The 10,587-nt window shown below is 72.7% G+C and carries 9 protein-coding genes and 1 pseudogene; 7 read left to right on the top strand and 3 right to left on the bottom strand.

What is annotated here, in order from left to right:
* The 3 genes and pseudogenes from AOK15_RS28870 to AOK15_RS28860 form a co-directional block, all read right to left on the bottom strand.
* Positions 1-1,145, bottom strand: a pseudogene (locus AOK15_RS28870) (hypothetical protein); the annotation flags it as partial.
* Between the two features lie 7 nt (positions 1,146-1,152).
* A complete protein-coding gene (locus AOK15_RS28865) occupies positions 1,153-2,052 on the bottom strand; it encodes a hypothetical protein (protein WP_240508643.1) in 900 nt (299 codons plus the stop codon).
* A gap of 44 nt (positions 2,053-2,096) precedes the next feature.
* The gene (locus tag AOK15_RS28860) at positions 2,097-3,134 is read right to left on the bottom strand and encodes a peptidoglycan DD-metalloendopeptidase family protein (RefSeq protein WP_055521282.1); all 1,038 of its coding nucleotides are present in this window, start codon (positions 3,132-3,134) and stop codon (positions 2,097-2,099) included.
* Between the two features lie 788 nt (positions 3,135-3,922).
* On the opposite strand from AOK15_RS28860, the gene AOK15_RS28855 reads away from it, so the two are divergent.
* The 7 genes from AOK15_RS28855 (at position 3,923) to AOK15_RS28825 (ending at position 10,561) form a co-directional block, all read left to right on the top strand.
* Complete coding sequence (locus AOK15_RS28855; protein WP_205632251.1) at positions 3,923-4,447, top strand: DUF6668 family protein; 525 nt, start codon at positions 3,923-3,925, stop codon at positions 4,445-4,447.
* Positions 4,444-4,704, top strand: coding sequence for a hypothetical protein (locus AOK15_RS28850; RefSeq protein ID WP_055521281.1), 261 nt, complete (start codon positions 4,444-4,446; stop codon positions 4,702-4,704). Before AOK15_RS28855 ends, AOK15_RS28850 begins: the two co-directional genes overlap by 4 nt.
* 395 nt (positions 4,705-5,099) lie before the next feature.
* Positions 5,100-5,399, top strand: a complete 300-nt coding sequence (locus AOK15_RS28845; RefSeq protein ID WP_055521280.1) for a hypothetical protein — start codon at positions 5,100-5,102, stop codon at positions 5,397-5,399.
* A gap of 34 nt (positions 5,400-5,433) precedes the next feature.
* Positions 5,434-6,222, top strand: coding sequence for a DUF8175 domain-containg protein (locus AOK15_RS28840; RefSeq protein ID WP_055521279.1), 789 nt, complete (start codon positions 5,434-5,436; stop codon positions 6,220-6,222).
* Between the two features lies 1 nt (position 6,223).
* Entirely contained in the window at positions 6,224-7,417 is a 1,194-nt protein-coding gene (locus AOK15_RS28835; RefSeq protein ID WP_055521278.1) for a TrbL/VirB6 family protein, read from the top strand.
* Positions 7,418-7,580: 163 nt separating this feature from the next.
* Complete coding sequence (locus tag AOK15_RS28830) at positions 7,581-9,074, top strand: SCO6880 family protein (protein WP_055521277.1); 1,494 nt, start codon at positions 7,581-7,583, stop codon at positions 9,072-9,074.
* The gene (locus AOK15_RS28825) at positions 9,071-10,561 is read left to right on the top strand and encodes an ATP/GTP-binding protein (RefSeq protein WP_240508642.1); all 1,491 of its coding nucleotides are present in this window, start codon (positions 9,071-9,073) and stop codon (positions 10,559-10,561) included. The genes AOK15_RS28830 and AOK15_RS28825 overlap by 4 nt, the downstream gene beginning before the upstream one ends.
* Positions 10,562-10,587 lie beyond the last annotated feature (26 nt).

Genomic DNA, 10,587 nt, shown 5'->3' with positions numbered 1-10,587 from the left:
TCGTCGGAGGGCGCGGCGATGCCTGCGAGGGTGAGAGGGAGGTCGGGGGTGCGCGGCGGCCGGGCGAGGGGGCCGTCCTTGGGCTCCGGGACGGCTCGCAGGACGAAGGTCGACGGCGCGACACCGCTCGCCGCCGGCTTCGCCGCGGTGAGCGGCATCGTCCGGGGCTCGCGCTTCGGCTCGGCGGCAGCCGGGGGTGCCGCCGGGGCGCCGGCCGCCTCCTGGCCGGGAGTGGTGGCCTTCGCGGCCGTCAGCGGAAGCGTGCTGGGCTCCCGCTTCGGCCGCTCGGGATTCACCGGGTGACCGACCGGGTCCCCGGTTGACGGCACCGGCTTGACCGCCGACAGACGCATCGTGCTGGGCTCCCGCTTCACCTGCGACTGCGACTGCTGGGGCTGCGGCTCCGACGAGTGCGGCTGCTCCTGCGCGTGGGCCTGCTCCGGCGCGTGCGGCTGCGGCTGGGCGTGACCCTGCGACTGCTGGGGCCCGCCGTGGTGCTGCGACGGCGCCTGGGCACGCGCCTGCGGCGGCTGGTGCTGGGCATGGGGCTGCGGTGACGGCGCCTGGGCGTGTACCTGCGGCTGGGCGTGCGGGGGTTCCGGAGCCGTCGGCTCCTGCTCGGGCATCCCCCGGGCCGCCGACTCCGGTACCGCGCGCAGCACATACGTCGACTTGTCCCGACGCGGCCCCGGCGCGGCGGCCGACTCGCCCGCAGGTGGCGCGACGGTCGGCTCGGCCATGCGCGGCGTGCCGACCGGCTCGGCGGCCACCGGCGGTGCGGGCGGGGCCACGGGCGCGGGGCGGGACGGTGTCGTGACGTCTCCCCTCGGCTCGGCGACCTGGACCGGCTCGCCCGCGAAACGGCTGGAGCCGTCGACGTGGACCTGGAGCGGTACGACGTAGCCGATGCGCTCGTCGTGGACCGTGGCGAGTACCGGGTGGCCGGTGGCGAGGGCGAGACGGTGGAGGTAGTCGAGCGCGGCACTCTGGAGGGACTCCCCCGCGGCCGCCGGTACCGGCATGCCGCCGACGGTCGCGCCGGCCTCCGCCGAGACGCGCACGTCGATCGGGGTCAGTCCGGCCGGTGCCGGGGCGCGGCCCGCACGCTTGAGTTCCCGCTTCTGTTCGCGGCTGAGTCGAGTCATCGTTCCCTCACTCGGGTCGGTCAGAAGGAGAAACGGCGGACGGGAGATCGAAGTACACCGGTGACACGGGGGACACCGGCGACGTGGGAGACACCGGTTTCCCGCCGACTCCCGCGTACGACGCTGTGGAGGGCGACGCCGTCGGTGACGTCGGTGGTTGCGCCGCGGCCTCCACCGTACGCACATCGTCGACCCGCCACGGCTCACCCTTCCCCGAACGCACCAGCTTCAGGTACACCGTGGCCTGTGGACCGGTCCCCGTCCAGCCGTCCCGGCCGTGCGCCTCGCCGTCGACGAACACGGCGCGGTACGCCTCGGTCGCGGTGTCGGAGGGCGCGTCACCGTCGTCGTCGAACTCCACCTCGACGGTCGTCCACGCCTTGTGCGCCGCCCAGGAGTTCCAGCTCTCGCCCGCGCCGCTCGCGGGACGGTACGCACGCTCCGCCTTCCGCTTGGCCGGGGTGAGCCAGCGCGCGGTGCGCAGGACGGCGTCGTGCGGGCTCATGTCGTATTTGGTGTCGTAGCCGTAGGCGACCTCGACCCACGCCCTGGAGACGGAGGTGGCGTCCGCGTCGTCGACGCCGGACGGGCTCGGTACGTGCGCGTCGTCGCCCAGCGGTCTGCCGGACGGCAGCGGGGCCTTGGGGGCGATCGACGGTTCGGCCGAGGCTCCGGGGCCGCCGCCGACCGTCTCACGGTGGTCCTGCAGACCGCACGCGGTGAGGACCGCGACGCCGGTCACGGTCGCGAGCACCACCGCCCCGGCCCGGCGGAGTCCGCCGGACGCGCCGCGTCCGCCCGCTCCCGCACGGGCGCCGGGCAGCCGGCGCCCGTCGCTCCTCCTGACCATCGTCGTCCCCCTCCTCACCTCGGTGTCCTTCCCCGTCGTCATCGTCCGTGCCGTCATCGTCCGTGCCGTCACCGTCGCTACCGGCCTCACCACAGGCCTCACTACAGGCCCAACCAGGGCGCCGGATCCACGTACGTGCCGTTCCGCATCACCTCGAAGTGGAGGTGGGCGCCGGTCGAGTAGCCGGTGGAGCCCACCGGGCCCACGCGCTGACCGACCTTCACGTGGTCGCCGGTCTTCACGTTGAGCCCGGCGAGCATGTGGTTGTACGTGGTGGAGATCTGGTCGCCGTCGATGGTCCCGTGGGAGATGACGACGCGGTTGCCGTATCCGTTGGTCCAGCCGGCGAAGGTGACCACGCCGTCGCGCGCGGCCAGCACCGGGGTGCCCGCCGCCACACCGAAGTCGGTGCCGGTGTGCAGCTTGCGGACGCCGAGCGTGGGGTGCATGCGCCAACCGTACGGGGAGGTCACGGGCGGGTTGCCGGCCAGCGGCATCGCCATCTGCTTGCCCGGCGGGAGCTTGCCCGGCGGGTCGTCCACCGACTCGTACTTGGCGATCAGGGACTTGATGCGGACGACGTAGTCCTGGGTCTCCTTGTAGGGCGGGATGCCGCCGTACTTCCGGACGGCGCCGGGGCCCGCGTTGTACGCGGCGAGCGCCAGGTCGAGGGTGTCGCCGCTGGCCTGGCCGCGGTCCTTGTAGCCCTGGACCTGCTTGGCCAGCGCGCAGTCGTAACGGCCCTGCGCCATGATCGCGTCACCGGGGTCGTACGGGGATATCCGGCCGTTGCCGTCGTCGTCGCGGCCCCAGGTCTTCCAGGTGCCCGGCATGAACTGGCTCAGGCCCTCGGCGCCCACGGGGGACTGGGCGTTGGGGTTCCAGCCCGACTCCGCCTCGATCTGCGCGGCGATCACGGCCGGCTTGATGATGTCGCACATCGAGCCGGCCTTGAGCACCCACGGCACGTACTCCGCCGGGACCTGCCCGTTCTTGAGGCCGCCGCCGACGCCGCCCTGTTCCTCGGCATCGGCCTGGCCTCCCCCGCTCACCGCGACCATCATGACCACGGGCATCATCACGGCCGCGACGCAACCGCCGACCACCCAGCCCGTGGTGGACCCACCCCCGTTGGACATCTGCTCCCCTCAGCGTCGAAGTCCAGTCATGTTCCTGCCAGTCCAGGCCGGCCAGTCGAGTCTCTCCGCACACCCGCGCTCCCCGCGTCACCAGCGCGTCACAGGCTCGTAGCAGGAACTCACGCCCCAATTCCCAAGCGCCCGGACCCCGGTGAAGATCGGAGGCAGAGGCCCCGACGGGGCCGCGGACCGAACGGGTCCGGCCCGACTCGACGGGTTCGTCCGGCGGCTGTGCGGATTCGGCTCGGCTCGGCTTGGCTCGGCTTGGCTCGGCTTGGCTCGGCTTGGCTGATTCGGTTCGGCTTCGCGCGTCGGCGCGGGTTCACGAACCGGCCGACACGGCGCGAAGCCGGCAGTCGACAGCGGCGACGCCGGACGGTGGTGAACAACAACAAGGACATACGGCGACGATGACGGCACGGCAGACCGAACGGCGATACTCGCCGACGGCCCAACGCGCCGTCCGGCGGCGGCATGTCGGCGGCTCGGTACGACCACCGGCGCAACCCGCCGGCGGACACCAAGGCCGTTCGGCGGCGACGCCGGACGGCCACAACGACAGGCCGACGGCGACGACATGCCGGTATGCACAACGCGGGGGCGACCGACGGCCGTACGGCGACAAGCGCCGACGGCACGGCAAGACGGTCGGTCGACGCAACAGGCGTCGACGGCGTAACACGCTGGTCGGCGGCCCGATGCGGGCCGGTACGGCGGCTGAGGTGGTCGTCGGGTCAGGGAGACTTCGGTGGATGACTGTGGACTTGGGGGAGAGTGGTGATGCGGTGATGCAGGGGAATGCAGGGCAGGCGACGGCCGGGCCGGAGATCTGGGTGCGGGGGCCCGTCGGGGAGGCGGAGGTACTGCCGCAGGAGCCGGAGCCCCTGTCGGCCGCCGGCGCGCGGCGGTTCTCCTGGGTCGCCACACACGGCGGCGCCGGGTCCACCACCCTCGCCGCGGTCTTCGGCGGTCACGACGCGGGCCGCAACTGGCCCCGGCCGGAACACGGTGAACCCGGATCCGTGCTACTGGTGGGCCGGACGCACGCCGCCGGACTCGACGCGGTCTCGCACACCCTCGACATCTTCCGGCGGGGCGACGCACCGCCGGGACTCGACCTGGACGCGATCGTGCTGGTCGCGGACGCGCCCGGGCGGCTGCCGCGGCAGCTCGTCCAGCGCGTCAAGGTGATCGGTTCGGTCGTCGACGTCCACCGCGTGCCCTGGGTGCCCGCCTGGCGCACCGGCGATCTCACCGGCCCGCCGCCGCGGGAGAGCGCGGCGCTGGCCCGTCTCACCGGGAGGACCCCATGACCCACACCGTGTACGCAGCGGCCACCACGCTGGCCGGGCCTCCGGGGGCGGTCACCTACGAGCTGAACTACGTACTGAACATCCTCGCCTGGCTGGTGACGGCGGCCGGTGTGTGCGGGCTGCTGCTCGTCGGCTCCCGCATGGCCATCTCGCTGCGGTCCGGGGAGGGCGACGAACACCTCACCCAGTTCGCGATGGTGATGGGCGCCTGCATCATCGGCGCGACGGCGGGGCCGATCGTGGACTTCGTGATGTGACGGAGCGTGACGGAGAACGGGTGACGGCCCGTCGGTTCCGGGGGAACCGACGGGCCGTCACCGTATCCGCACATCCACCTCCCCTCCGTCTCCTCTCCACCCCCTCTTTCGCACACCGGTACGACACACTCCGCTTCGCCGCAGGTCCAGGGCCTGGTGACGGCACGTCACTGTCCCGGACATGACGAGCAGTTCCCGTCTGTCACGACCACGTCACCGCCCAGTGCTGGATCACTACATCGCTTGGCTCAGGGTCACCACAGTCGCCAAGCTCACAGGGCGACCGGGAACCCGAGCAACCAACTCGGGCCCCGCCGGCATCCCAAGCACCCATCCGCTCAAGTGAGTTGACGTCGGCCGCTCCGCCGCGGCCGACCGAAACGGGGAGAAACCACATGCTGAACGCGATAGCCACCAAGGCGCAGCAGGCCGTGTACCTGGCCGACGGGACCGTTCCGAACCCGAACCGCGACGCCCCCGGCGCGCTCACCGGCAAGGTCGACACCGTGCTCGGCATCGTCGCCTGGGCCGGTACCGCGGCGGGCGTCGCGGGCGTGCTGATCACCGGCGCGATGATGGCGATCTCGATGCGCCGCGGTGAGGGCTCGGAGCACATGGGCCGTCTCGGCATGGTCCTCGGCGGCTGTGTCCTCGTCGCCGCCGCCGGCCCGCTCGTGAACTTCGTCTTCGCGTAGTCCGTCAGCCGGCGAGTCGAAAGGGGGAGCGACGATGCTGAACTCCGGCCGGGCCCGAGGGGGCAGCGGGGAGTGGGAGCAGCCGTTCTGGCAGCAGCGGGGCTGGATCCTGTCGGCCGGGTTCCTGGGGGTGCTGGTCGTCCTCGCGGTGCTCTTCGCGATCACCGGCAACGGCGCCGAGGGGTCGTCCGGCGCGTCCGGCGACCCGAGCCCCGCTCCGACCGCGAGCTCGGACTCCGGGTCCGGGTCCGGGTCCGATGACGGCGGTGCGCAGGACCGCCCGGCCGGCTGCCGTACCGACGACAGCGTGCAGGCCCGGCCCACCAAGGCGCCGCGCGACTTCCACTGGAAGGCCAACGGCACCGGTCTGGTCCCGGTGTCGAGGACGGCGGGCCCGCTGAAGTACGACGGTCCGGTCTGGTCCTGCTTCGCCCGCACCCCGATGGGCGCCGTCATGGCCGCCCACTCCATCACCGACCACCTCAGCTACGACGGCTGGCGCAAGGTCGTAGACCGGCAGGTCGTGCCGGGCGCCGGGCGGGACGCGCTGGTCAAGACGCGTGCCCAGTCCGGTGACAAGTCCACGACGGGATCGCCGGACGCCGGTGGCTACGCCGGCTTCACGGTCCTGACGTACAACCGCTCGCAGGCGACCGTGATGGTCCTGGTCAGCGGCATGGGGGGCGGCGGCTACGGCTCCGCCTCGGTGACCGTGCGCTGGCAGGACGGCGACTGGAAGCTCGTCCCCGAGGCCGACGGCACGATCTACGGCGGTGTGTCGCAGGTGAGCGGCACCGACGGCTTCGTCACCTGGGAGGCGTGACATGGGCTGCTCCTGGAAGATCTACGACTGCGTCATCGAAGAGGGCGGCAAGCAGTTCACGGAAGGTGCCGTCGTCGTCTTCGCCAAGGCGATCGGTGACGGTGCCTCGGAGGTCCTCAAGGCCCTCAACGGTGTCTGGCTGGGCATCGACGTCGACCAGCCCGCGGGCAATGTCACCCACGGCAACCCCACCATGGATCCGGGCAGCCCCATCGGCCTGATCACCGCGGAGGTCAACTGGATCGTCGCGTACGTGGCGGTGACCTCCCTGCTCATCGCGTCGATCCGGATGGCGATCGACCGAAAAGGCCAGTCGATGAAACAGGCCTTCATGGGGATGTGGAAGGTCATCCTCGTGGGCGCGGCGGCCGTACCCGTGGTCACCGCGCTGATGAAGGCGTCGGACGCGTACGCGGCGGACGTGTACGAGAAGTCCGACCTCGGGGACAGTGCCTCCACCATGCTGGGCGTGCTGACGCTCAGTCAGCCCGGTCTGGTGCTGATCTTCGGTCTGCTGGTGATGCTGTCGAGCTTCGTGCAGATCGTGCTGATGTACATCCGCATCGGTGTGCTGATCATGCTGGTCGGCACGCTGCCGCTGGCCGCCGCCTCCTCGATGACCGGGTGGGGCGAGGGCTGGTGGAAGAAGCACATCGGCTGGCTGGCGGCCTGGCTGCTGTACAAGCCGGCGGCGGCCCTGATCATCTACTCGGCCACGGCGATGACCAAGGACAAGGAGGACCTGGACGCGGTCATCGCGGGCATGGGCATGCTGATCATGGCGGTGTTCGCGCTGCCCGCCCTGCTCAAGCTGATCGTCCCGGCCACGGCCGCTCTCGGCGGCACCTCGGGCGGCACGGTCGCCCTCAACGCCGCCAACAACATCGCCTCCGGCGCGGTCAGCATCGCGGGCGGCGCCGCCGGTGGCGGTGGAGGCGGCGGCGGTGGCGGAGGCGCCTCCGCGGGCCCGCAGGGCTCGCCGTCCGCGGGCGCGGGCTCCTCCGGGGGCGCCGGCGCGGGCGGAGCCGGTGGCGCGGGCGCGGCGGCCGGTACGGCGGCCGCGGGCGCGGCCACGGCGGGCGCGGCCGTGGCGGTCCAGGCAGCAGCGGTCGTCGTACAGACCGGCATGCAGGCCGCGAGCGAGATCACCAACTCCCTCGGCGACAACGACGGAATGAAGGGCCACAACCAGTAGCCCCGCCCCGCGCCCCGGGAAGGAGGGCGAAGCCCGTCCCTTCCCGGGGCGCGGGGAACCGCGCGACCAGCCACGACGGCCCCGCGGCCGCCCGACACTTCTGAAACTCCCGAGCTCGTAGGCACTCGGACCCCACGAACCACAGCCGGAAGAAGGATTCCCCATGTCCACCGACGCCCTCACGCGTCCCACCTACGGAAACTGGCGCCGGCCCCGCCGCCCCGGCCTCGGCCCGTTGGGCCTCCTCGGCACCGTGGTCGCCTTCGGCGGACTCCTCGTCGCACTGCTCGCCTCACTCGTCTCGCTGACGGCGGCGATCGTCGTCCTCATCCCCGTCGGCCTCTTCCTCGCGCCGCTCGCGCTGCGCACGGTCGACGGCCGCAACGTCTATCAGGTGGTCGCGGTGCGTATCGGTTGGTTCAGGCGCAAGGCGAACGGCTCCCACACCTACGTCTCCGGCCCGCTCTCCCGCCGTACGGGCGGCCGCTACCACCCGCCCGGTCTGCTCGCCCGGACGCGGATGCACGAGGGCCGGGACGCCTACAACCGCTCCTTCGGCGTGCTCCACCACCCCGGCCGCAACCTCTACACCGTGGTGCTGGCGTGCGAGCCGGACGGCGGTTCGCTGGTCGACCCCGAGCAGGTCGACATCTGGGTGGCGTCCTGGGGCGACTGGCTCGCCAGGCTGTCGCACGAGCCCGGCCTGCGCGGCGCCCAGGTCGTCATCGAGACGGCGCCCGACACCGGGACACGGCTGGCCGCCGAGGTCCTGCCGCGGATCTCGCCGGACGCGCCGGCCGCCGCCCGCGCGGTGATGGAGGAGGTCGTCGCCCGCTACCCGTCCGCCTCCTCGGAGATGCACACGTACATCGCCCTGACCTACGGCCCCTCCGGCGGCCCCAAGCGGAGCATCGAGGACGTCATCACCGACCTGTCCATGCGGCTGCCGGGCCTGCTGTCGGGCCTGGTCGCGGCCGGCGGCGGCTCCGCCTACCCGCTGTCCGCCGAGCGGCTCTCGGAGGTCGTCCGGGTGGCGTACGACCCGGCCGTCGCCCCCGATGTGCTGAGCACCCGCGCCGAGCAGTCCACCACCGGCCTGGAGTGGGCGGACGCGGGCCCCGCTGCGGCCGTGGAGTCGGTGCAGTCGTACAAGCACGACTCGGGTGTCTCGCGCACCTGGATGCTGACGCTCGCCCCGCGCGGCACCGTCCGCTCCAGCGTGCTGCGGGGGCTGCTCGAACCGGCCGCCGGGACGCGCCGCAAGCGGGTCTCGCTGATCTACCGCCCGATCGACCCGGCGACGTCGGCGCGGATCGTGGAGTCCGACCGTCGTGCCGCGCACTTCATGGCGGGCTCCAAGCGCGGTCTCGTCCAGGCGCGGGCCAGTTCCGAGATGCAGGCGGCCGAGCAGACCGCGGCCGAGGAGGCGGCGGGCGCCGGGCTCGTGGAGTTCTCGCTGATGGTGACGGTCACCGTCGACGACGAGGAGCAGCTCCCGGACGCGGCGATCACCGTCCGCAACCTCCAGGCGTCCTCGCGCATCCTGATGCGCCCCGCCGACCGTATGCAGGCCTCGGCGTTCACCTGCACGCTCCCCGTCGGCCTGCTGCCGTGGGAGCACACCCTCGTTCCGTACCAGATCCGGGAGGCGCTGTGACCAGGTCCAGCACGTCCGCCACTCGTCCCGTACGACCTCAGACGGCGCCCCCGCGCGGCTGGCCCGGCCCCGGCGGCGGGCAGGTCGGGCACGTCGACCCGCCCGCGCTGTGGCGGGCGACCACGGTCCAGGCGTGCGGCCTGTGGCCCTTCGCGGCGGGCTCCGGCGCGCCCATGACGGGGGTGCCGCTCGGGCAGCACCTCCAGACGGGCGCGACGGTCTGCGGGGACCCCATCTCCTGGTTCACCCGCGCCCGGTACATCTCCAACCCGTCGCTGTTCATGCTCGGCATGCCGGGTCTCGGCAAGTCCACGCTGGTCAACCGCATGCTGATCGGCATGTCGGCGACCGGGGTCACCCCGCTGGTGCTGGGCGACCTCAAGCCGGACTACGCGGACACCGTGCGGGCGCTCGGCGGCCAGGTGATCTCCATCGGGCGCGGAGTCGGCGGCATCAACGTCCTCGACCCCGGCGCGATGGGCGAGGCGGCGGCCCGGATCGGCGGCGAACGCGGCCGGATCCTCGCGGCCGAGGCCCACGGCCGGGTGCTGAACATGGTCGCGGCGCTCATCACGATCGTGCGGGGCCGCCCGATGGACGACCACGAGCAGTCGGTGCTGTCGGCGTGCCTGCACCATCTGGCGGAGCGGACCAAGAAGGGGCGGGCGCCGCTGCTGCCCGACCTGCTGAAGGTCCTCGACGAGGGCCCGGACCGGGTCCGCGCGGTGACGCTCGACCGGGGCAACGAGGCGCGCTACCAGGAGGCCGTCGACCCGCTGCACCGTTCGCTGCTCGGCGTGCTGGACGGGCCGCTCGGCGACACGTTCGCCTCCGAGACGTCGACCCGGATCGACCCGGCGTCCCCCGCCGTGTGCGTGGACATCTCCCGGATCGGCGAGGCGGACACCCAGCTCACTGCGGCAGCGATGCTGGCGGCCTGGTCGGACGGGCTCGGCACGGTGGCGGCGGCCCACGCCCTCGCCGACGCGGGCCTCGCCCCCCAGCGCTGGTTCTTCACGGTCCTCGACGAGCTGTGGCGCCCCCTGCGGGCCGCCTCCGGCATCGTCGAACGCATCGACGCGCTCACCCGCCTCAACCGCTCCCTCGGCCTCGGCGACGCGAAGATCACCCACACGCTGAAGGACGCGGAGGCGCTCGGCAGCGAGGCCGACCGGGCGAAGGCGCGCGGCTTCGTGGAACGGGCCGGGATGGTGGTGTGCGCGGGCCTGCCGCGTACGGAGATGAGGGAACTCGGCGAGATCGTCGGCCTGTCGGAACGCGAGATCGAACTCGTCTCGTCCTGGTCGTCCCCGCCGGGGTGGGCCAGCACGGGCGGGAACGAGGAACCGCCGGGGCGGGGCCGCTTCCTCATCAAGGTGGGCGGACGTCCGGGCATCCCGATCAAGGTGTCGATCACGGACACGGAGCGGGAGTTGCACAACACGAACACGAGGTGGAACCGGCCGACGTTGTCCAAGGGCGCGTAGTAGCTCGGGGCCGGGGGGTGCGTTGG

Source organism: Streptomyces ossamyceticus, assembly GCF_001418475.1.
GTDB lineage: Bacteria > Actinomycetota > Actinomycetes > Streptomycetales > Streptomycetaceae > Streptomyces > Streptomyces ossamyceticus.
Note: the sequence above shows the minus strand (reverse complement) of the source record. Positions and strands in the feature narration are given on the sequence as shown.

What these genes read in the sequence shown, in the direction of transcription:
- AOK15_RS28850 (WP_055521281.1), top strand. Translation starts at nt 4,444, where the DNA reads ATGACCCACACCGTGTACGCAGCGGCCACCACGCTGGCCGGGCCTCCG.
- AOK15_RS28835 (WP_055521278.1), top strand. Translation starts at nt 6,224, where the DNA reads ATGGGCTGCTCCTGGAAGATCTACGACTGCGTCATCGAAGAGGGCGGC.
- AOK15_RS28860 (WP_055521282.1), bottom strand. Translation starts at nt 3,134, where the DNA reads ATGTCCAACGGGGGTGGGTCCACCACGGGCTGGGTGGTCGGCGGTTGC.
- AOK15_RS28865 (WP_240508643.1), bottom strand. Translation starts at nt 2,052, where the DNA reads ATGACGGCACGGACGATGACGACGGGGAAGGACACCGAGGTGAGGAGG.
- AOK15_RS28840 (WP_055521279.1), top strand. Translation starts at nt 5,434, where the DNA reads ATGCTGAACTCCGGCCGGGCCCGAGGGGGCAGCGGGGAGTGGGAGCAG.
- AOK15_RS28855 (WP_205632251.1), top strand. Translation starts at nt 3,923, where the DNA reads ATGCAGGGGAATGCAGGGCAGGCGACGGCCGGGCCGGAGATCTGGGTG.
- AOK15_RS28830 (WP_055521277.1), top strand. Translation starts at nt 7,581, where the DNA reads ATGTCCACCGACGCCCTCACGCGTCCCACCTACGGAAACTGGCGCCGG.
- AOK15_RS28845 (WP_055521280.1), top strand. Translation starts at nt 5,100, where the DNA reads ATGCTGAACGCGATAGCCACCAAGGCGCAGCAGGCCGTGTACCTGGCC.